Here is a 20,920-nt window from a genome sequence, read left to right as displayed (position 1 = left end):
ATCTAATTGTTAGCATTCATATATTTGACAATCTTATCTTTGGCGATATGATAGTTGGATTTTGCCCCATCTACTGTTGAACCAATGATTCCGGCAATCTCGTCATATCCCAATTCACTATAATATCGCAGGTTAAAAGCCAGCTGTTGCTTGGTAGGCAAGGACAAAATGGCTTTTTGCAGTTTGACGGTTTCCAGATCACTGTAATCGACATATTCATCAGCCATCAGGTTGCTTAGTTCGCTGTAAGAGTCATCCAATGACACCAGTTCTTCTTTTTTATATTTCCCAAGCAAACGTAAGGCTTCGTTGGTCGCAATCCGGTATACCCAAGAGCGAAAGGTGCATTCACCTTTGAAATCAGATAAAGACCGGAATGCCCTGACGAACGTTTCTTGCGTTGCATCTTGTGCGTCTTCGTGGGTAACGACCAACCTTCGGATGTGCCAGTAGACTACTTCCTTATATTTTGTCATCAGGTAACGAAAACCTTTCTCCGGGTCTTTAGTCGTTAGATCCACCAGTTCCTTGTCATCCTTTATACTCATAAACTGTTGCGAGATCCATTGCCATATAGATGGCCAGCGTATTAAACAAAGTCATATTTGTAGTCTGTTGGCTGATGACCATACAATGTCTGTGATGGTGATGATGGTGACGAGCTTTGCGCACGGTTACACAGGATTGTAGCAAAAACATAGCGATTACTCCCAACATCAATAGTTTCCAATTCTTTTTCATATCCCATTATCTTTTGATGTACACTTTCTTTTTTCCTCTGATTACAAGCTGTATGGGCTTTTTTTTATCCATAGCGAAAGCATCCAGTTCTGCTTCTGCCGATGCCACGCTAAGTTTAGTCATTTTGGCATATTGCCTAATGGTAAGCTGCTTATGCGTTTCCAAATAAGCTATAGCCATCGCCAATCGTTCCTTTTGGTTGAAACGGTTACTGACATGAGATATTACGTCAGGTTGAACAACAACGGTAACAATCCGGTTGGGACGATAATGTCGATGCCAATGTTGTGCATTTACAGCTCCGCAAACCAATATCATTGCGACTACCAGTATTCCTGCTTTCCATTTTCTCGTTGTACACATAGTCATTTATATTATTTTGTTATACATTCATATAAAATAAAAGCCTCCATGAACTCATTCGAATGGACGTTCTATATAAAAGACCTTGCAAAGAAATGAAAGTAAAATTGAACTGGTATTTTTTTCATATTCTTACCTGATTGCCGTTGTGAGGCCGGGAATAGCGGACGCACAACAAGCACATGACCGGAATAAGCCCATTCTTTTTCGGGGCATTCTCGGTTTTTCTCCTTATCTTTGCTATATGAATAGAAATAGGATTGAAGATGTGCCTTTCGAAGAGGTGCACGAAGTACAAAAGTACGGTACGTATTATTCGGATAACCGCTTTTGGAAAAAAATAGAACGGGTGGCGAAGAAGGTCGGCGCTACGGTGCTGTTGCCTGTTTTCACACTCTATTATACATTGCAGGACGAGAAGGTGCCGGTGAAGCATAAAGCGTATATCATCGGTGCGCTCGGTTATTTTATCCTGCCGATAGACCTGATACCCGACGGGATTCTTCCGGTGATCGGTTTTACCGACGATATTGCCGTCATGACCCTCGTCATCAGTATGATCAAGGATAGCATCACCCCGGAAATCAAGGCCCGTGCCAATGAGCGGGTGGCAGAGATTATGGGGACGGATAGGGTCTGAAAGATGCCTACTGGCTGGCGATAATGTATTTAACAAATATTAGGAGACGATCTTTGAGACGATCTTGAGACAGATTTTATTTCTTGTAATAAGTTTAATAATAGCTTATTACGTAGGTGTCGTAGGTGGCTCCGAGACGAACTTGAGACGATCTTTGAGACGCTTTTCATATATTATATAAGAATATATATATAAGAGCAAAGATGTCAAAGAACTCTTTTTATCCATAAAGATAATATCGGAAGACAGGAAGTCGTATTCCCTGTTTTCAGATATCTAAGTCTCTTTTAATCAGTGTATTAGATAAATAAAAGGCCCTTATTTGCGTAAAATAAGGGAAGATGGCTTTTTTATGTTATGAAATACATCAAAAGATATTGTTTTTCAGCTTTCGGGGTAATATCTTTGTGATACGATCTGGTGGCGGATTATATGACCATTAACTCTTGATTATGGAGAAGTTTGTAGATACAGGCTTGGCATGCCTGTATCACAATAGTCGCCTGCCTATCTTGCAACTGTGGGTTGCCTATGCCATTCGGCTGGGATTACCATGCTGGAATTGGAAGGAGAAGAACCTGCTTTCGGAAGAAGAAGCAGATGCGTATCCGGCCATTCACGGCGAAGGTATTGCCGGAGATATGCCAGTGTGTTGTCTTCAATCAGCTGGTCGGTATGAGGATATAGGTTGTAAATAACGCTGTGTACTTGAATCCCTTGCAGACGGCAGGCATAGAGGCTCAGCAACGTATGATTGATGCTTCCCAGTTTGCCGGAGGTGACGAGGATAAGCGGGTACTGCTGCTCGCGAACATAGTCGATCGTTAACGATTCGAAATTGTTCGGCACCATCAGTCCGCCTGCTCCTTCGAGAAGGACGTACTCGTAACGTTCCTGCAGTTCATTCGTCGCGCGGGTGATCGTGTCGAGTTCGATCCGGCGACCGTCCCGTTCGGCTGCCATGTGAGGGGAGCAGGGATAGGTGAAGATATAGGGGCAGGTGAGGCCGGCTTTATCTTCTTCCGTAAAGGGGATTCCCATCAATTGGCGATGCATTTCGATATCTTCCGAAATGTCTGTACAGCCTGTCTGAATCATCTTTTGGGTAATGACTGTGTGACCTTCGGCTGCTAGCTGGCGGGCGAGGATTCCGGTGGCATACGTTTTACCGACATTGGTGTCGATACCTGAGATAAATAATACTTTTCCTTTCATTTTATTTGTTATTTTTTTACTGCGAGGACGTAAACCGGGCAGTAAGTGAGTGTTACTTTGTGATCTTTTGTGCCATACAGAGCGGTGTAATTGCGGCAAAAAATTTCCTGGAGACGGCGTGTCCAGTAGCCGTCGCTCGTGGCAGTCACCCCCGTATATTTCAGATGGCGGAGTACGTCAAGCGGCGTGTCGAAGGTGAGGACGATCTCTTCCTGCCGGAGGTGAAGCAGATTGAAGTCTGCCGTCAGCCATTCTGTCAGTTGTTCGGGAGTGGGGTAGTCGAGACCTTTGCCTGTCAGTTTCTTGATCTCTGCCAGGTTACCGGGTGCAAAGGTGTTAAATACCAATGTGCCGTTGGGCGTTAACATGTCCGCCAGCTTATGCAGGAAGGTGACCGGCTCCTTCATCCATTGGAAAGCGGAAGCGGAAGCGATCAGGTCCAGACTGCCGGGGAAAGGGATTTCTTCGGCATTCCCGGCGATAAAAGCGATCGACTGCCCATGAAAGAGTCGGGCGATCTTCTCGTAGCAACCTTCACAAAGGTCATTCAGATACCATTCGTCGATGACGCAGCTTTCTTTCAGCAGGTGGGTGAAACCACCTGTGCCGCAGCCGATTTCGAGGGCGCGCTGAAAGTGCATGCCGGTGTAACGCGATAGCAGGGCAGTCAGTTTCCGGCAGATTTGCTGCTGGGCTTCCGCATACCGGTCGTAGCTGTCCAGCGCACGGCTGAAGCGGGTTATAATTCGTTCCACTGTTTCCATAGGTAAAAGGGGTAATGAGGGGCTGTTATTTCAGTTACCGGACAACGGCTGTCCCACCAGGCGTGCTGGTTGGCTACCGGGAATATATGGTCGTCTGAACCGATGACGGCACGTGTCCAGGGGAACTGCTTGTCGGCAGTATCGGTCGACGGAGCGAAGCGGTTGTAGATGGCTTCTAATTCTTCCTTTACCTCTTCCAACGGGCGGGGCGGACAAGCATCGTATCGGGCGAGTATCTCGCGGGTGCCGCACATGCGACGGTTGAAACGTCGGAGGCCTTCGGCTGTCAGATTGTCGAGTGTACCCTTGAAAATCTTTTCGGGAATGCCGTATGCGTCATGTATCGGACGGGAGGTTCCGTTGATGGCGGTTGCAGAGGTGAGTGTGTATTTGTCTGTCAATGCACATTCTGCCATCCGGACTCCCATCGACCAAGCGACGAGGTGTATCTCATCGTACCGGCTGAGGTCTTCCTCAAATGCCGTCTCCCTGTAATCGTAGCAGAGCATAATGTCTGTTTCTTCCCTGGTCTCCAACCGGGTGAATAGTTCCGGAGATGCGGACCAGCCGGAGAAGAAGAGAAGGAGACGTGCGGCGTGATTATCTGTTTGTTTTATTATTTTCATATTGCATAATTAAATGTATAACGGTATCCCCGTAGGGGCGGGGTTTGCCCGCCCTTTCATACATAACCTATTTTTGAATAAATATTTATGTTGATAATAGGGTGGGCAAGCCCCGCCCCTACAAGGCCTGTATTAACGGTTGCAGGTCTTCGATTGTCACATCTGCTGTCAATGAGAAACGGATGCGTGCCGTTCCTTTCGGTACCGTCGGGGGACGGACGGGGAGACAGTAGAAACCTTTACGTTGTAGCTCTTTCGCTTTGAGGATACAGTCTTTATTATCACCTATTATATAAGGGATGATATGGCTTCCGCTGACTTCTCCGCCTTTGCCCTTCAGTGCTTCGGCTAGTATATGGCTGGTTTGTGCCAGTCTTTCGCGAAGCGGGGTGATCTCCGGCAACAGTTCCACTATAAACCGTGTCCAGGCAATCTGAAAAGGAGGTAAAGCTGTACTGAATATTAGCGGGCGCATCCGATTGATCAGATATTCCCGAATAGTGCGGTCGCATACGATATAGGCTCCCATGGAAGCAAGAGCTTTGCCGAATGTGCCTACCAGTAGGTCTATCTCTCCGATGCAGCCTTGCTCTTCCGCAATTCCCAGTCCGTTTCGACCGCGGACACCGATGGCGTGTGCTTCATCGACATATAAGACAACATTCGGATAGCTTTTCTTTAGTTCGACCAGGCGGTGAAGGTCGGCAACATCGCCATCCATGCTGAAGATGCTTTCCGTGACGACAAAGACTTGCTCGTATTCTCCGGCAGACTTCTTTAGGAATGTTTCCAACTGTTCATAGTCATTGTGCCGGTAGCGTTGGAAAGGCGCACCGCTCAGTAAAATGCCATCGATAATGCTGGCATGCACCAGTTTGTCGGCAAGGATAAGGCTTTGCTTATCGGCTAGTGCAGGGAGTATTCCTGTATTGGCATGGTAACCGCTGTTGAAGATCAGGGCGGCTTCGCGGTTGAAACGTTCCGCCATCAGTTGTTCCAGTTCCGTATAAGCGGTAAAGTTACCGGTCAGCAGTCGAGAAGAAGAGGAGGAGAAGGGGTATTTCTGTTCCTGCCATTCTTCCAGGAAAGCCTTCTGAAGGTCGGCGCAGGAAGCCAAACCCAGGTAGTCGTTGGACGACAGGTTAAGCATTATCTGCCCGTCTTTCTCTATCCGGTTGCCGTGATGCGTTACCGTCGGTAACTGGCGGTAGCTGCCGGTTGCCTTGAGTTGGTTTAATATAGAATTATAATCTTTCATTCTTCGATACATTTTAATACTCCGGAAGTTAACCGTGTAAGTTGCTCCGGCTGGATAATAAACGGAGGCATCAGGTAAACCAGCTTGCCGAAGGGACGAACCCAGATACCGGTTTCTACAAAACGGCGTTGCAGGATGGCCATGTTGACCGGCTCTTTCATCTCGATGACTCCGATAGCTCCCAGTACGCGTACCTCCTGCACATGGTCGAATAATCGGGCAGGTGCCAGTTCCCGACGAAGTTGTTTTTCGATAGCGCTTACCTTCTCTTTCCATCCGCTTTCCAGGAGCAACGAAACGGAAGCGGAGGCAATGGCGCAGGCAAGCGGATTTCCCATAAAAGTGGGGCCATGCATGAAACAGCCTGCCTCGCCGGAGCAGATCGTCGTCGCCACTCTTTCCGTAGTCAGTGTGGCTGATAACGTCAGATAACCTCCGGTCAATGCCTTGCCTATGCACATGATATCCGGTACGACTCCCGCATGTTCCCAGGCAAAGAGCTTGCCGGTACGTCCGAAGCCGGTAGCAATCTCATCGAAGATCAGCAATACATCGTATTGTTCGCATAACTCCCTGGCACGCACCAGGAATGTCGGTGAGTAGAAATACATTCCTCCGGCTCCCTGAACGATCGGTTCCAGTATCAGGGCGGCAATGTCGCTTGCATGTTGCTCCAGTAAGTCTGCCAACGGTTTCATCGCCTCTTCATTCCATTCTTCCCCATATTTTACAGAAGGTTGGGGGATAAAATATTGTACCGGAAGGCTACCAGCAAATATCCCGTGCATACCTGTGACCGGGTCGCAGACAGACATCGCATGCCAGGTATCTCCATGATAACCACTGCGGATAGTCGCAAAAGCATGCTTTGCCGTTTTCCCCTGCGACTGCCAGTATTGGATAGCCATCTTCATCGCCACTTCAACGGCAACCGAGCCACTATCGGCAAAGAATATCTTATCCATCTCAGGAGGGAGTATATCCAATAACTTTTGTGCCAGTTCGACAGCCGGTTCATGGGTGATACCGCCGAACATGATATGGCTCGTCTTTTTCAACTGCTCGTTGGCTGCTGCATTCAATACCGGATGGTTATATCCGTGAACTGCCGCCCACCAGGAAGACATGCCGTCGATCAGTCGTCTGCCGTCTGCCAGGATAATTTCCACACCTTCTGCTCCGGCTACCGGATAAACGGGAAGCGGGTCGATGGTGGATGTATAGGGATGCCACACGTGTTCCCTGTCGTATTGTAATAATTCTTCTGTAGTCATTTGTCTGTCTGTTTTATCCGACCCAGTCGGTTTCCCTTGTTAGTGAATAGCCTGCTTCGGTGAAAAGCTCTTTATCATCAGCCACACAGCTTCCGATAGTTGTCAGCAGGTCGCCGATGATGGCTGCGTTTATACCTATATATAATGCTTTCCGTTGTGTTTCTTTGTTCAACAGGGAGCGTCCGCCGGAGAAACGGAGATAAGCTTCCGGATTGATGAAACGGAATAAGGCGATTGTCGTCAGAAACTCTTCTTCGGACAATTGCGGAGTACCGGCAAGCGGAGTACCCGGTATCGGTTGTAATAAATTCAGGGGAATGGAGTGTACCTGTTCTTTTTGTAATAACAGAGCCATCTCTATTCGTTGTTCCATCGTTTCCCCCATGCCGACTATACCTCCGGAACAGATACGGAAACCCTCTTCCCGGGCTGCATGGATCGTTTCCAGCTTTTGTTCGATCGTATGTGTCGTGCATAATGTACGGAAATAGGAGGGAGCTGTTTCTATATTACAATGGTAATTCTCTACGCCACTTTCACGCAATTCCTTCAGCTGCTCTTTATTCAAAAGTCCCAGGGAAGCACAACATTTGATATCGCTTGCCTGCTTGATGTAGCGGACTGTCTCCGTCAGTTTCTTTATCTCTCCGTCGGATAGACGCTTCCCGCTGGTCACCAGCCCGAAACGTTCGATTCCCTGCTGGCGGTTGTGTAATGCCTGATGAACGCATTCTTCTGCCGGGAGGAGGGGATACAGGGCTACAACCGTATTGTAATGTCCGGATTGTGCACACCATTTACAGTTCTCGCTGCAATTTCCGCTTTTGGCATTGATGATGGAACAGGTATCGAACTTATCTCCCATAAAATGCCGGGTGATTTGATGTGCAGCTTTATACAACGCCTCTTTATCCGTACATCGGGAGAGAGCAGTTGCTTGTTCCTCATTTATTTTTCCCCCTTCGATAACAAACTGTTTAAGTGTCTCAATCATATCGCTTTGTCTTTTAAGAAATAAAAAAGCGGGAAGTCTCAGCATATACTGAAACTTCCCGCTTTAGGATGTATAAATAGATTAATATGTACGTACGAAGCCGCTACCGATGTCTGTTTAACAGCCGGCAAAGAGAATAAAAGAAGCAACAGTTGCGAAATCCACGTAAAGGTTTCCGTGCCCGATCGCTCTTGTGAGCTGTCTGTTACGACCTCGGTCTCTTCTGTGTTTATCTGTCCGGCAACTAATACAGACGAGTGGTTGGAACCGTTCTTGACCTGGAATCTTTCCGATACATTGGAAGAAAGTTGCCCGATCGTAACGCTTCGGCTAAGACTGAAGAATGCAGCATACCCTTTCCGGCTCCATCTTTTGAACCGGAAAGAATTTTGCGTGAAATATCTTTGCTGCAACTTCATATTTCAGTTTTGTCTTATTTGGCTACTTTTTCCAATCGTTTCATGATAGAGAATATGAACAGTGCCGATAACAGACAGCACACGATCAGTACGCTCCATACCATCCACAACTGCATTCCTCCCCACAAGTAACCGATGATAGCTACCAGATAGTTACCGATAGCCGTAGCTACGAACCATCCTCCCATCATCATACCTTTATATTTAGGAGGTGCCACCTTCGATACGAATGAAATACCCATCGGCGATAATAATAACTCGGCAAAGGTCAATACCAGGTAAGTAGAGATCAACCAGTTAGGAGAAACCAGTACATCAGCAGAAATACCATTCGCTTCAACAGCAGCCGGTGTCGGCAGACCTAAAGATCCTAATGCCATGATAAGGAAACCGCAAGCAGCGATAACCATACCGATACCGATCTTACGCGGAGCAGAAGGTTCTTTCTTTTTCTTTGCCAGGTAACCGAATACTGCCAGCGATACCGGAGTCAGCACAATTACAAAGAACGGGTTGAACTGCTGGAAGATCTGCGGCAGGATAGTCACTGTCGAGTCCATAGAACTATAACTCCATCCCAATAACCCCAGCATGATTATCAATACACCGGCTGAGATACCTTTAGCCTTACCTGTCTTTGACTGGAACAAAGAGAATGCGGCATAAACAACCACCAGCAGGAAAGTGAGGTTTACGATATTGAATCCTAAACGATCCAGACCCGTTACAGCCTGTGCGGTATAGTCACGTGCAAAGAATGTCAGTGTTAAACCGTTCTGGTGGAATGCCATCCAGAAGAAAATAACGACGGCAAATACCAGTAACAGAGCCTGGATACGTGCTTTTGTCTGTTCCGGTGTCAGTTCTTCTTCCTGTACGTTGGCAGGTTTAGCCTGTTTAGAGTTGTAATCGGCATGTTTGAATGTCGGGCGGAACACCACGTAGATCAACATGGATACAATCAGGGAGATACAAGCAATAGCGAAGCCGTAGTTGTAAGCCTCGGATAATTTGTCGATATAAGTCGTACAGAAAGCAGCTGTATCGCCAACGAAATTCTGTGCAGCCTGTAAGCCGCTCAGCGTTGTTGCTCCTTCTTCTGTAATCGTTCCGTTCAGGAATTGATGGGCGAGTGAAGGGATCTGCGGCACATAAGTGAATCCGGCTTTTCCCAACATCTTGTTAGTGATCATAGTAGCTGCTGTCGGAGCATACATCGCACCGATGTTGATCGCCATATAGAATATACTGAATGCAGTATCACGTTTCGCTCTGTATTCGGGAGCATCGTATAGGTTACCTACCATTACCTGCAAGTTCCCCTTGAAAAGACCTGTACCACAGGCAATCAGGGCTAAAGCTCCGAACATTAGTACTTTTCCGGTAGAAGAGGGTGTCGGAATAGATAACAATACATATCCGATAAACATTACGATGATACCAGTTGTTACCATTTTTCCGTATCCGAACTTATCGGCGAGGATACCTCCGACGAGTGGCATGAAATACACTGCTGCTAAGAAAGAACCGAAGATGGTTGATGTCTCGGCGGCTGTAAAGCCGAACTTAGCTTGTAAGAATAGAGTAAAAATCGCGAGCATCGTGTAATACCCGAAACGCTCGCCGGTATTCGCTAAGGCTAACGCGTATAAACCTTTAGGTTGTCCTTCAAACATAGAAATTTAAATTAGATTATTATTGAATTATTTGTTTTATGGCGCCGGTCTCCGGATAGAAATAGACTTTCACCGGAGCTTTTTTGTCTTCGAACATAACAGGAGCAAGGCCTTCGCGTGAACCGAACTGAGTGATTTGGGCTTCTCCTTTATATAGTGTTTTCTTGTTCATGCTGATCTCGATACTGGCTTTTCCCGGTACGTTATAAACGATACCTTTCAGTGATTTTTCCTTCTTTTCGGCTTCTTTCGGGTCGAGAACCGGAGCACGGTCGGTCGCTTTCAGGTTCATGTAGACCGGAACGCCGCCCAGGTCGTCTGCATCGACGATCCCCATCAGGTTGGAGAAACGGAACAGGACTTCCTTATCCAGGTTATCATAAGGGGTGATACTTACTTCATAATGAGATGTCTCTTTGGTCAGAATGCCGGTGAACAGGTTGGATAAAGCCTTTTCCTGTTCTTCCAGCTGTTGGATCACCAGCTTCATCGCTTCACCGTCGGGAGGAAGATTGTCTGCATCTCCGGTTAAGATATTCAAACGGCTTTCACGGATACGGTAGATTTGTTTTGCGGCAACTTCTGCCTGTCTAGCTGTTGAACCAGCCATCAGTAATTCTTCAGAGAAAACAGATGCATCCGTTACTTTTACCGGTCCTTGTCCGTTTTTCTTTATTGTTTCGAGTTCCGATTCGTCCGGAGTATAATCGGCGTTGATGGAACATAAGAGTCCTTCTTCTGTCAGGTAAGCATAAGGAGCAACCGTACCGCTTTTAAACTCAACAATATAAGTGTTATCAGGATCGGGAATGCCCTTATTGATAAGTGATAATTTACCTAATTCATAGTATACTTTATCTTCTGTTATCGCATCTTTGACTCCCAGATACTTTTCTGCATATTTGTAGTAAGGACCTGCTTTACAGGTGACTTTGGTTACTTCTGCATCAACGATCAGTTGTGTTTTTGGCAATGAATAAGTAATACCGAAATTATTTGCTTTGACAGCATTTTTCTTCACCACTTTGGTTTGTGCCATGAGCGGTATACTAAACAAAAGACATGCTATTGTGATCAGATTCTTCATATCCAAACAATTTATTATCTCAATAATGATTCCACAAAACTAGGAAATATTTTGTTAGTAACCAACCGTAGAACCGTCTTTTAGATTTTCAGTAATGCAGTTGATCAGTAAGATTATGGCATATTGGGCGGAAAGAGATAAAATCATAGTTAATGTTTTGGCAAAGGGAAGCAACTCGCGAGTGGAAAAGGAGATCGAGATATAGAGGGGCTTGGCTAAATCATACTCACGAGTTGCGTATAAACATAAATTTAGTGCATTGAATGCTATTCGATAACGAATGAGCCGGTCAGGTATCCGTATCTGTGTATTAAGTTCAGCGTATATTCTCCATTTTCAACGTTTAATGGGATAGTATAAGCCTGCGGACTTGTAGCAGAAATACATTCTTCATAGACTACCGTACCTGTAATATCTTTTACCTGAACTGTCAGGTTTGTTAGTGGACTAGTAAATGTAATTGTCAGATTGTTCCCGTCTATAGATGCTGTAGGAGGAGCCGGAAAGATTGACTTAATATCCTGTGGACCCCATTTACCTTTACTGGGGATATCATCTGCATACATATTTTGGGTGCAAAACACTCCACAAAGAACTAAAAACAGAGCTGAAATTAATTGTTTCATGATCTTAAATTTTAAATTGTCGGTTGATAAAATTAAAATGCCTTACAAAAATATAATTCATATTCTAATATGGATTATATTTTTGTTGACAAAATGGTGACAATGTATAATGACTTAAAAATCAGAGATAAATGTGTCGAAGTTCTCTGCATTTTCGGGCTCTTGTGTCAATTTTTTGTACAGTCTTCTACGGCATTGGGATACTCCGGAACTGGTTAAATTCGTTATTATTGCAATCTTTTTGACAGGGATGCCTATTTTAACCAGATAACATATACGCAGTTCCTCTGTAGATATTCGCGGGGATAATATAAAAAGACGTTTTGTAAAGTCCGAATAGGTGGCATCTATCAGCATAGCTAGTTCGGACCATTCGCTTTCGGTCAGTCCGGTATCTGCTTTATGTATTTTGATGTATAGAGATGATTTCTTGAAATCCTGTTCCAGTAATTCCAGTGTATTTTGTTTTAATGAAATTTGCCTGTTCTCCATCTCCAGCATTAGTTTTTGGGTCTCAAACAATTGCTTTTTTACTTCGCTGAGCGTTTCTTGCCCGTTTGATAGTTCGTTTTCCAATAATTGGATCTGTTTCTTATTATCTTCTATGTGCCGTTGGCTCTGTGTATACAATTGTTCTTTCAGGTCAAGTAATCTTTTCTTTTTCTTTTGTTCATTTTTGAAAATAAAGAAGCCTGTGATAAGTAGAACAGTAGTGAATATTAATATCTGATAGATAATAACCATTCTTTTACTCGCTTCTTTTTCATATTTTATCTTTTCATCGGCTATATGCTGGTAGTTGAACATGCTTTGTACCATGCGTATATTTTCATAATGGGAATCCTTTTTTATAGAATCTCTTAATTGTTCATAGTGGTCCCAATATTTGAAATAGTTTATAAAGTCGGATTTTTGTCTTTCAACCTGGGCTAGAAAATATAAACTACCAGCCTGGGTATAAAGGCTGGGGCTTTGAAAACTTTGTTTCAGGTAATAACGGGCGGAATCATATTGTGCTGTTTTTAATAGATATTCCCCGTAAGTCAGATATAAGTGATATTGCAGATTTGGATTCGAACATGTCTGTATAGATTGTTGAATGTAATATCGTGCCTCTTCATATTCTCCGGTTTTTAAATACAAACCTCCAAGGTCATTTTGTAAAGAGGACATACTTTCCGGTGTAGCTAGCTTTATTGCTTGTTGATAATAGTATATAGCACTGTCCAGTTGTTGTGTTTCAGTAAAAACACGGGCTGTATTGCGTAGAGCTAAGGATATTTTTGTCGAGTCGTTGCTGTTTTCTAAAAGATGTAATGTGTTTTTATACAGAGGCAATGCCGTCTCATAAATACTTTGGTAAGAATAAAGCGTACCTAAGCTGTTGTTTGCTTTAATAAGCAGATCGGTTTCGTTTACACTTTTACCCAGTTCGAGTGTTTTCAGATAGTACTGCTGTGCCTGCATAGCATCTTGCATATCAGAATATACCCTACCCATATAGTAATATGTCAGAGCCAGGGAAGGGATATCTTCCTGCTCTTCATAATAAATCTCAGCTTTTTTTATCAGGGTATCAGTTGTCAATAGGATATAGTTCTTGTCGAGTGCCTGTGTGAGTTGCAGGCAATAAGAGGCATATTCCTGGTCTGATAAGTTTTCGGGTGATTGTATGCTGTTGAGAATAGTCAGTGCACTATCGGGGGCTGTTTCCATCAATAACTTTGCCTGTTGCAATTCGATTGCAGCAGAGTTTTTGTTTGAACAGGAAAGGATACAAAGAACACTGACCAGTACGAAAAATAAAGTAATATGTTTAAATCTCCTATTCATTAGTTTCTTATTTGTCGTCGAATATATTGCTTTTTTTTGAAACTTACTGCGATAACAAATATTGTAAAAGCAGAGATTATTTAGTATATGTGGTAAAAGGCAATGAATATGAAAGAGTATACATATTTAAAAAAATAGCCAGATCCTTGATGAGACCTGGCTGATGATATAAATCAGAAAGTATTCTGTCTGTTATTTGATCTGCTTGAACGCTTTTCCCAGCATATCGGTAATATCTCCGGCGATCATACTCTCTTCCGAACGGTAAACGGCAGCCAGGTCGCCGGCCGTACCATGCAAGAAAACTCCTGATACAGCCGCTGTTTCGGGTTCTGCCCCTTGAGCCAGCAAGCCTAGGATGATACCGGTCAGGACATCTCCGCTACCAGCCGTTGCCATGCCCGGATTTCCGCAACTGTTGAAATAGATGTTACCTCCGGGAGTACAGATTGCCGTGTAAGTACCTTTTAGTACGATGCAAAGTTTATGGTCGACAGCAAAAGACTGCGCTTTCCGCAGACGTTCGAACATGCTGCTGCTTTCTCCGGCGATGCGGTCGAACTCCTTCGGATGCGGGGTCAGGATGCTACGCGGAGGGATGCGGTTCAGCAGATCGTTATTGGAAGCGATCAGATTGAGCGCGTCGGCATCCAGTACGACAGGCTTTTCCGTTGTCTGAAGCAAACGTTCCAGGGCAGCGGCCGATTCGAGGTGCTGACCTAATCCCGGTCCTACGCCGATAGCGGAATAGGCTGACATTTCGGGGACAGTCGTGAAATAATCGGTATGCGGATCGAAGCTGACCATCGCTTCGGGGAAGGCTGTCTGCATGATCACTTCACCGCGTTGGGGAATATGAACGGTCAGCAGTCCGCTTCCGCTTCTCAGGCAGGAGCGGGCAGCCAGTAGGGCAGCACCCATTTTACCTTTGCTTCCGGCGATAAGCAGAGCGTGACCGAAAGTCCCTTTATGAGAAAACTTGTCGCGGGGCTGGAATACTTCCGCCATATCTTCTTCCGTCACCATCATATACGGGGTAGGAGTCTGGTCGACGATATCCTGATGAATACCGATATCCAGCACTTTCCATTCGCCTACATATTCGGCATTTTCGGGGAAGAAGAAGGCCAGTTTCGGGAAACCGAACGTCAGTGTCAGGCTTGCCCGTATGATAGCATCTGGGTCGTTGGTCTGATTATTCTCGCCAAACAGTCCGGAGGGAATGTCTATAGATACGATTGTAGCTTCCGACTGGTTGATATATTTTACCATGGCAGCGAATCCGCCGGTCAGCGGACGGTTCAGACCGGAACCGAACAAGCCGTCGATCACGACATCGCGGTCGGTCAGTACCGGAGGAACGAAATCGGCTACCACTTCGGTGAACTCCACTTTCTCCAATCCGAGTATCCGTTGCTTGTTCATTTCGCAATCAAACGAAAGATGCTCGGTCGGGTTGAACAGATACGTTTCTACTTTGTAGCATTCATCTTTCAGCAGACGTGCGATGGCAAGCGCGTCGGCACCGTTGTTGCCTTGTCCGGCAAAGACGATGATGCGGGTTTGCTTCGAATAACGGCGGCAGAATTCCTGCACAAAGACTGTTGAGGCGCGTTCTACCAGATCGATAGAGCTGATTGGCTCGTTTTGAATCGTGTATTGATCGAGTTCTTTAACCTTCTCGGTTGGAAATATCTTTATCATAATTGTAAGACATCAGATGTTTATTCTGCATACAAAAGTATAACAAACTTTGTAAATGGCACACAGATAACACAGATTAAGCAGATTTACGCAGATTATTATTTCTCAGAATAAAATAAATCTGTGGTCATCTGCTTAATCTGTGTCATCAGTGTGCCATCTGATAGCTAAACGAAAGTAAGCAGGAAGCGGCTGCCCTTTCCGACTTCCGAAATGACAGTCAGGCTCCCTTTGTGCATATACATGATTTGCCGGGAAATACTTAACCCGATACCGGAACCGACCGGCTTGGTGGTAAAGAACGGGATAAAGATGCGCTCCTGAACATCTGCCGGAATGCCTGTCCCGTTGTCTTTGACCTGGATGAAGGTTTTCCCTTCCGCATTGATGCCGGCCGACAACTCTATTTGCGGGTCTGTACACTCCTTTGTCGCGTCCAGTGCATTCTTTATCAGATTGATAAGGATTTGTTCGATCAGCGTTTTGTCCGCAATGACCTGCAGATGCGAGGAGGCAGGAAGTATCCGGATCGTATCCGTTTCCTCCTTGAACAGAGGAACGACGTTACCGAACAGGCTGTCTACCGGAATGATCTCGGGGACAGGCGTAGGAATACCCGTTACTTTCCGGTAGTTCTCCACGAAACGGACCAGCCCGCTGCTTCTCCGGAAAATCGTGTCGATCGCCTGCTTCATCTCCTCCCGGTCCTCTTCGTTGATCTCTTCCGAAGCCTGTTTGTTTTTCAACAGTTCGGAGAGGGAGACGATCGGAGTCATCGAGTTCATGATCTCATGCGTCAGTACGCGGATCAGCTTCTGCCACGCTTCGGTCTCCTTGTTTTCCAGTACGGAACGGATGTTCTTCATGCTGACGACCGTAAGCGGCTTGTTCAAAACCACGAACGACATGGAAGAGAGTATCAGTTGCGAATAATCCTCCTGGCGGCGGACCTGCAGGATGGAGAGTTCGCCGGGATGCAGAATACGCAGCCGCGCGGGAAGTTCCGGATGATAAGCAGCCAGATCGTCGATCGTTTCGGCGAAATTCAGTCCGGTTTGTATCTTGGCAGCCTGGTTCATCCACTCGATCTGTGCCGTCTCGGACGAATAGACGAAGACGGAAAGGTCGATATGATTGGCAAGCGCCTGGAAATACTGCAGTTGACTTTCCTTCTGTTGCAGATGGGTTTTGTAATGCAGCAAAGCCTCCTCCATCGCTTCGGTCAGCTCACGGGGAAGCGTATCCGGATTTTCCCTGGGTGCTTTTCCCGAAGACAGGAAATCGGAGTAGCGCACCGACCAGACAAACTGGCGGAACAACCGGTCGCTCCGTTCCATCTGCCGCAGCAAGTACCAGGATTCGATCAGGAGAGCGATACCGGCAATCAGCGCGGAGATATAAAACTTCCCAGCCACCAGGAAAGCCCCCGCCAGGCTGGTGACCAGTATTAAGAGGATCGAGGCGATAGCCTTTTTCGAATACTGTTTCATAATCCGTATTTTTCCAGTCGCCTATATAAAGATGTACGCGTGATGCCCAACAGGTCGGCAGCCTGTGTCAGATTGCCGGAACAATGTTGCAAGGCTTCCTGTATCGTATGCTTCTCCAGTTCTTCCAGATTGAATTTCTCTTCTTTCTCCCGATAGCTGGAAACGGGGGTACGGAGCATGAAGTCGTCGTATTGCAGTTTCTTCTGGTCGGAAAGGATGACCGCCCGTTCGATGACGTGCTGCAGTTCGCGGACATTGCCCGGCCAGTGATATTGTTTCAGCAGCTGGCGTGCTTCCCGTGAGAAGCCGTCGACCTCTTTCTTGTATTTCAGGCTGTAACGTTTCAGGAAATGATCGGCAAGGAGGGAGATGTCGTTTCCCCTTTCGCGCAGGGGAGGGACGAACAGCTCGATCGTGTTGATCCGGTAAAGCAGGTCCTGGCGGAAACTGCCGTCGCGTACTGCCGCATGCAGGTCGGTGTTGGTCGCACAGATCAGCCGGACATCTATCTGTGTTTCCTTGGTCGATCCGAGGCGGTTTATCTTCTGCTGTTCGATCACCGTGAGCAGCTTCGACTGGAGCATAAGCGGCAGGTTTCCGATCTCATTCAGAAAGAGCGTGCCGCCGGATGCGATCTCGAAACGTCCCGACTTGCTTTTCCCCGCATCGGTAAACGCCCCTTTTTCGTATCCGAACAGTTCGCTTTCGAACAGGTTGTGCGGGATACTTCCCAGGTCGATAGCGACAAATGCCTCCTGGTTGCGCGGCGACTGTTTGTGAAGCGTATAGGCGATCAGGTCTTTTCCCGTCCCGTTCTCGCCCTGCAGCAGGATATTGGCATCCGCATGTTTCAGCTTCTCCAGTGTCCTGAATATCTGTTCCATCACAGGAGATTCGCCGATCACTTCTATCTCCGGTTCTGTGGTGGTGAGCACCGATTTCTGTTCTTTCAGCGTCTGTACTTCACCGCGGCGCAGGCTGAGTTCGAGGGCGGACGAGATGGTTGCCAGCATCTTTTCGTTCTGCCAGGGTTTCGGGATAAAGTCGGTGGCACCTGCTTTGATGGCACGGACGGCTTTTTCCGTATCCGAATAGGCGGTGATCAGGATCACGACCGTCTCGGGCGATATTTCGCGGATGCGTTCCAGCCAGTAAAAACCTTCTTTACCGCTGACGGCATCGGCGGTGAAGTTCATATCGAGCAGGATCACGTTGTATTTGGTAGTCGACACCAGGCGGTTGATCTCTTTCGGGTTGGTGCTGGTCGTAACGCTTTCCGCCAGCGGGCGAAGCAACATCTTCAAAGTAAAGAGTATGTCTTCGTTGTCGTCGATCACTAATATTTTTCCTTGTCGTACTGCCATGCTATTTGTTCTTCGTGTGTTATAGAGTGCCCCAAACTTAGGTAAAATTTCCGGATAGACGACAAACTAATACGTACTATCCGAATAATTAATGTTTACCTGCCTACTATTTATCTGAAATCTCCTCACTTTTTATTCTTTTTAGCATGCCTGAAATTGATTTTTAGCATGCTTGAATTTAATTTTGAGCTAGCTAAAAATTGATTTGAAGCAAGGAAAAAAGTATAAAAACAGAAGACTTAACAATTAGTTCTTCCTTAGAAAAAGACTAGTTGCTCCTGTGTCGGGAGCTAGTTATTAGTTATGAACCGTACGGTATCGTATGGGAAGTGTACGATATCGTACGGTTGTTATGTTTTGGAGGATGTATATGTCTTTAATTTTTAACGCCTTATGAAAATGGCATGGATATTGAATGTAACTATTCAGAAAGTAACCTAATATTGTTCAGAATCATGTTTAAACATTACATTAAAGTAGCTATCCGCCAGGTGAAACGGAGTTTTCTGTTTTCCTCCATCAATATATTCGGTTTTGTATTGGGCATGACTGCCGCCTTCCTTATTTATTTATGGATTGTGGATGAACTGACGTTTGAGGATTTTAATAAGAACGGCGACTCCATCTATCGGGTGATCCGGGAAGAACAAACCGCCAACGGGCAAGTCCCCTCTACGGTTACTCCGCTCAGCGAAACCTTCCGGAAAGAATTTCCGAAGGTGGAGAATGCTACTTTTATAAAGTACGGCGGTACATATGACATTCGTACGGACGCTGTGGCTTTGGAAGCTAACTACGCATTTGTCGATTCGACTTTCTTCGATGTATTCAGCTTTCCGGTTGTGGCAGGCGATCCGTCCCTGCTGAAGAAAGACCCGCAGATGATCGTATTGTCGGAAGCGACAGCCGGGAAACTGTTCGGTAAGACGTCGGCTGTCGGGAAAGAAGTTTCCTGCAAATTGAATAATAAATATTATAAGGTAGCCGCTGTCCTGAAAGTACCGCGCAAAAGCCATATACAGTTTGATGTACTGGCGAGTTGGGACTCTTATAAGTGGGCGGGCATAGAAGATGAGGTCTGGAGCTTTTCGGAAAGGATGCACGTCTTTATCCAGCTGAAGAAAGGAAATACACTGACGGATGCCGACCGGTCAGCCATGCGCGATGTCTGGGTGAAACATTCGCAATGGGGAAAGCCGCTCGCTTTCCAGCCGTTGAAAGACATTCATCTGCGTACATCTTTCAAAGAACCGAACGATGTGTTCAATCATGGCAATATACAACAGATTTACCTCTTTGCGGTGCTGGCTGTCCTGATCATCTTTATGGGGGCATTCAATTTTATGACTTTGTCGACGGCGCGTGCATCCCTGCGGTCGAAAGAGATCGGAGTCCGGAAAGTGACCGGGGCGAAAAAGAACAAGCTGGTCATGCAGTTCCTGTCGGAAAGTCTGGTGCAGGCTTTTATCTCGTTGCTGCTGGCGTTGGCACTGACGGAACTGTTGCTGCCGTTTTTCAATCTGTTTGTCGGGAAGGATATCACGTTGCAGTTCAATTGGCAGACGTTGTTGTTTGTCCTGTTCGGTATTGTCGGGGTCGGTTGCCTGGCAGGGGCGTTCCCTGCTTTCTATATGTCGTCGTTCAGTCCGCTGCTGGCTTTCAAGGGAGGGCAGGCGACCGGTAAGAAAGGGACATTGATCAAAGGGCTGGTTTGCGTGCAGTTCGTGATCGCAATCACCATGATCATTTGTACGACCGTCATATTCAAGCAACTCCATTATCTGCAGAATGCCGACCTGGGACTGGACAAGGAACATCTGATTGAAGTGGATGTTATGGATTGGCGGCGGGGAACCGAAGGTTTTAAACAGAAGATACTCAAGAACCCATATGTAAAGAGCGTGGCGCTGGGCGTGGAGATCACGGACTACCTGCAGGGATACGGCTATGAACAAAGTATGTTCCATTGGGAAGATGAAACCGGAAAGGCAGATTCGATGATGATGGTCGGAATGGTGGGCGACAGCGACTTTATCCCGACTTTGGGACTGACCTTGCTGAAAGGGGAAACATTCGGCACGAATCCCGACCATTACTGGGACGGCTCCTATGGGAAGGAATCGCCGATCGTTATCAATGAAACTGCCTGGAAGATGCTGAAAGTCGGGAATCCGGTCGGCATGCTGTTGACGGGCGGCGGTATCGGTATCCGTACTTCGAGGATCGTTGGCGTTGTGAAGGACTTTAACTTCCAGCCGTTGCGGGAAAAGATAAAACCGGCATTCTTCTATTATACGGTTCAGCTGTTCAATTATATGTATATCCGTATCTCGGCGGAGAACCAGGCGGCTACTTTGAAGTTCCTGAAAAAGCAATATGAAGAAGAACGTCCGGATATGCTTTTCAACTACCGCTTCCTGACGGACGTGTTGAATGAGAATTATGCCCGCGAGCAGCAGCAAAGCCGGATGTTCCTGATCTTTACCGTACTGGCGATCATCGTTGCCATGATGGGTGTCTTCGGGCTGGTGGCGCTCTCTACGGTGCAGCGGACGAAGGAAATAGGTGTCCGTAAGGTGAATGGGGCACATTCCGACCGGATCGTGAAGATGTTCTGCCGCGAATATATGATCTGGGTAGGCATTGCTTTCGTGATTGCCTGTCCGGTCGGTTACCTGTTTATGCTGAAATGGCTGAGTAACTTTGCCTATCAGACGACGATCAGCTGGTGGCTCTTCCCGTTGGCGGGCGGCATTATTTTACTGATAACCCTGTTGACCGTCATGGCGCAGACCTGGCGTGCCGCATCCCGGAATCCGGTAGAATCTTTACGATATGAATAAAAC

Annotated in this window: 19 protein-coding genes; 2 read left to right on the top strand and 17 right to left on the bottom strand. The window is 46.4% G+C overall.

Annotation, left to right across the window (positions count from 1 at the left end):
• Window positions 1–2 precede the first annotated feature (2 nt).
• Genes DXD68_RS05780 through DXD68_RS05770 form a run of 3 tightly spaced genes read right to left on the bottom strand, consistent with a single transcriptional unit; the run spans window position 3 to window position 1,104 of the window.
• Window positions 3–548: an RNA polymerase sigma factor gene (locus DXD68_RS05780; RefSeq protein ID WP_122360713.1), complete on the bottom strand. Its 546-nt coding sequence runs from the start codon at window positions 546–548 to the stop codon at window positions 3–5.
• Entirely contained in the window at window positions 532–741 is a 210-nt protein-coding gene (locus DXD68_RS05775) for a hypothetical protein (protein ID WP_122360712.1), read from the bottom strand. The genes DXD68_RS05780 and DXD68_RS05775 overlap by 17 nt, the downstream gene beginning before the upstream one ends.
• 6 nt (window positions 742–747) lie before the next feature.
• Window positions 748–1,104, bottom strand: a complete 357-nt coding sequence (locus tag DXD68_RS05770) for a hypothetical protein (protein WP_122361078.1) — start codon at window positions 1,102–1,104, stop codon at window positions 748–750.
• A 244-nt stretch (window positions 1,105–1,348) separates the two neighbouring features.
• Between DXD68_RS05770 and DXD68_RS05765 the strand changes: the two genes are divergently transcribed.
• A complete protein-coding gene (locus tag DXD68_RS05765; protein ID WP_075556466.1) occupies window positions 1,349–1,744 on the top strand; it encodes a YkvA family protein in 396 nt (131 codons plus the stop codon).
• 507 nt (window positions 1,745–2,251) lie between these two features.
• Here DXD68_RS05765 and bioD read toward each other — a convergent pair.
• The 14 genes from bioD to DXD68_RS05695 all read right to left on the bottom strand — a co-directional run bounded on the left by bioD (window position 2,252) and on the right by DXD68_RS05695 (window position 18,074).
• Entirely contained in the window at window positions 2,252–2,959 is a 708-nt protein-coding gene (gene bioD / locus DXD68_RS05760) for a dethiobiotin synthase (RefSeq protein WP_122360711.1), read from the bottom strand.
• Window positions 2,960–2,967: 8 nt separating this feature from the next.
• Window positions 2,968–3,723: a malonyl-ACP O-methyltransferase BioC gene (gene bioC / locus DXD68_RS05755; protein WP_122360710.1), complete on the bottom strand. Its 756-nt coding sequence runs from the start codon at window positions 3,721–3,723 to the stop codon at window positions 2,968–2,970.
• A complete protein-coding gene (locus DXD68_RS05750; protein WP_122360709.1) occupies window positions 3,699–4,349 on the bottom strand; it encodes a DUF452 family protein in 651 nt (216 codons plus the stop codon). Before DXD68_RS05750 ends, bioC begins: the two co-directional genes overlap by 25 nt.
• Window positions 4,350–4,467: 118 nt before the next feature.
• Window positions 4,468–5,607, bottom strand: a complete 1,140-nt coding sequence (locus DXD68_RS05745) for an 8-amino-7-oxononanoate synthase (protein ID WP_122360708.1) — start codon at window positions 5,605–5,607, stop codon at window positions 4,468–4,470.
• Window positions 5,604–6,881 (bottom strand): adenosylmethionine--8-amino-7-oxononanoate transaminase, encoded by a 1,278-nt coding sequence (gene bioA / locus DXD68_RS05740; protein ID WP_122360707.1) that lies wholly within the window; start codon window positions 6,879–6,881, stop codon window positions 5,604–5,606. The genes DXD68_RS05745 and bioA overlap by 4 nt, the downstream gene beginning before the upstream one ends.
• Before the next feature lie 13 nt (window positions 6,882–6,894).
• A complete protein-coding gene (bioB, locus tag DXD68_RS05735; protein ID WP_122360706.1) occupies window positions 6,895–7,875 on the bottom strand; it encodes a biotin synthase BioB in 981 nt (326 codons plus the stop codon).
• 38 nt (window positions 7,876–7,913) lie between these two features.
• Entirely contained in the window at window positions 7,914–8,294 is a 381-nt protein-coding gene (locus DXD68_RS05730; RefSeq protein WP_233577003.1) for a hypothetical protein, read from the bottom strand.
• A 14-nt stretch (window positions 8,295–8,308) separates the two neighbouring features.
• Complete coding sequence (locus tag DXD68_RS05725) at window positions 8,309–9,970, bottom strand: peptide MFS transporter (RefSeq protein ID WP_122360705.1); 1,662 nt, start codon at window positions 9,968–9,970, stop codon at window positions 8,309–8,311.
• A 19-nt stretch (window positions 9,971–9,989) separates the two neighbouring features.
• Entirely contained in the window at window positions 9,990–11,057 is a 1,068-nt protein-coding gene (locus DXD68_RS05720; RefSeq protein WP_122360704.1) for a DUF4831 family protein, read from the bottom strand.
• 266 nt (window positions 11,058–11,323) lie between these two features.
• Entirely contained in the window at window positions 11,324–11,683 is a 360-nt protein-coding gene (locus DXD68_RS05715; RefSeq protein ID WP_122360703.1) for a DUF3244 domain-containing protein, read from the bottom strand.
• Between the two features lie 114 nt (window positions 11,684–11,797).
• Window positions 11,798–13,516, bottom strand: a complete 1,719-nt coding sequence (locus DXD68_RS05710; protein ID WP_199715420.1) for a tetratricopeptide repeat protein — start codon at window positions 13,514–13,516, stop codon at window positions 11,798–11,800.
• Between the two features lie 192 nt (window positions 13,517–13,708).
• Complete coding sequence (locus DXD68_RS05705; protein WP_122360702.1) at window positions 13,709–15,220, bottom strand: NAD(P)H-hydrate dehydratase; 1,512 nt, start codon at window positions 15,218–15,220, stop codon at window positions 13,709–13,711.
• Between the two features lie 167 nt (window positions 15,221–15,387).
• Window positions 15,388–16,710 (bottom strand): sensor histidine kinase, encoded by a 1,323-nt coding sequence (locus tag DXD68_RS05700; protein ID WP_122360701.1) that lies wholly within the window; start codon window positions 16,708–16,710, stop codon window positions 15,388–15,390.
• Window positions 16,707–18,074 carry a sigma-54-dependent transcriptional regulator gene (locus DXD68_RS05695; protein WP_122360700.1) on the bottom strand — a complete coding sequence of 456 codons (1,368 nt, stop codon included), beginning with the start codon at window positions 18,072–18,074 and terminating at the stop codon, window positions 16,707–16,709. The genes DXD68_RS05700 and DXD68_RS05695 overlap by 4 nt, the downstream gene beginning before the upstream one ends.
• A 455-nt stretch (window positions 18,075–18,529) precedes the next feature.
• Here DXD68_RS05695 and DXD68_RS05690 point away from each other — a divergent pair, with 455 nt between their 5' ends.
• Entirely contained in the window at window positions 18,530–20,917 is a 2,388-nt protein-coding gene (locus tag DXD68_RS05690; protein ID WP_122361076.1) for an FtsX-like permease family protein, read from the top strand.
• Window positions 20,918–20,920: the final 3 nt, after the last annotated feature.

Origin of the sequence: Parabacteroides sp. TM07-1AC (assembly GCF_003480915.1) — a bacterium.
GTDB classification, from domain to species: Bacteria; Bacteroidota; Bacteroidia; order Bacteroidales; family Tannerellaceae; genus Parabacteroides; species Parabacteroides chongii.
The sequence above is the reverse complement of the archived record's forward strand: the minus strand, read 5'-3'. Positions and strand labels throughout refer to the sequence as shown.

Excerpts from the sequence above, each read along its gene's own strand:
- DXD68_RS05695 (WP_122360700.1), bottom strand. The coding sequence starts at position 18,074 with ATGGCAGTACGACAAGGAAAAATATTAGTGATCGACGACAACGAAGAC.
- DXD68_RS05780 (WP_122360713.1), bottom strand. The coding sequence starts at position 548 with ATGAGTATAAAGGATGACAAGGAACTGGTGGATCTAACGACTAAAGAC.
- DXD68_RS05715 (WP_122360703.1), bottom strand. The coding sequence starts at position 11,683 with ATGAAACAATTAATTTCAGCTCTGTTTTTAGTTCTTTGTGGAGTGTTT.
- DXD68_RS05725 (WP_122360705.1), bottom strand. The coding sequence starts at position 9,970 with ATGTTTGAAGGACAACCTAAAGGTTTATACGCGTTAGCCTTAGCGAAT.
- DXD68_RS05705 (WP_122360702.1), bottom strand. The coding sequence starts at position 15,220 with ATGATAAAGATATTTCCAACCGAGAAGGTTAAAGAACTCGATCAATAC.
- DXD68_RS05770 (WP_122361078.1), bottom strand. The coding sequence starts at position 1,104 with ATGTGTACAACGAGAAAATGGAAAGCAGGAATACTGGTAGTCGCAATG.
- bioA (WP_122360707.1), bottom strand. The coding sequence starts at position 6,881 with ATGACTACAGAAGAATTATTACAATACGACAGGGAACACGTGTGGCAT.
- bioD (WP_122360711.1), bottom strand. The coding sequence starts at position 2,959 with ATGAAAGGAAAAGTATTATTTATCTCAGGTATCGACACCAATGTCGGT.
- bioC (WP_122360710.1), bottom strand. The coding sequence starts at position 3,723 with ATGGAAACAGTGGAACGAATTATAACCCGCTTCAGCCGTGCGCTGGAC.
- DXD68_RS05745 (WP_122360708.1), bottom strand. The coding sequence starts at position 5,607 with ATGAAAGATTATAATTCTATATTAAACCAACTCAAGGCAACCGGCAGC.
- DXD68_RS05720 (WP_122360704.1), bottom strand. The coding sequence starts at position 11,057 with ATGAAGAATCTGATCACAATAGCATGTCTTTTGTTTAGTATACCGCTC.
- DXD68_RS05730 (WP_233577003.1), bottom strand. The coding sequence starts at position 8,294 with ATGAAGTTGCAGCAAAGATATTTCACGCAAAATTCTTTCCGGTTCAAA.
- DXD68_RS05775 (WP_122360712.1), bottom strand. The coding sequence starts at position 741 with ATGAAAAAGAATTGGAAACTATTGATGTTGGGAGTAATCGCTATGTTT.
- DXD68_RS05700 (WP_122360701.1), bottom strand. The coding sequence starts at position 16,710 with ATGAAACAGTATTCGAAAAAGGCTATCGCCTCGATCCTCTTAATACTG.
- bioB (WP_122360706.1), bottom strand. The coding sequence starts at position 7,875 with ATGATTGAGACACTTAAACAGTTTGTTATCGAAGGGGGAAAAATAAAT.
- DXD68_RS05765 (WP_075556466.1), top strand. The coding sequence starts at position 1,349 with ATGAATAGAAATAGGATTGAAGATGTGCCTTTCGAAGAGGTGCACGAA.
- DXD68_RS05710 (WP_199715420.1), bottom strand. The coding sequence starts at position 13,516 with ATGAATAGGAGATTTAAACATATTACTTTATTTTTCGTACTGGTCAGT.
- DXD68_RS05690 (WP_122361076.1), top strand. The coding sequence starts at position 18,530 with ATGTTTAAACATTACATTAAAGTAGCTATCCGCCAGGTGAAACGGAGT.
- DXD68_RS05750 (WP_122360709.1), bottom strand. The coding sequence starts at position 4,349 with ATGAAAATAATAAAACAAACAGATAATCACGCCGCACGTCTCCTTCTC.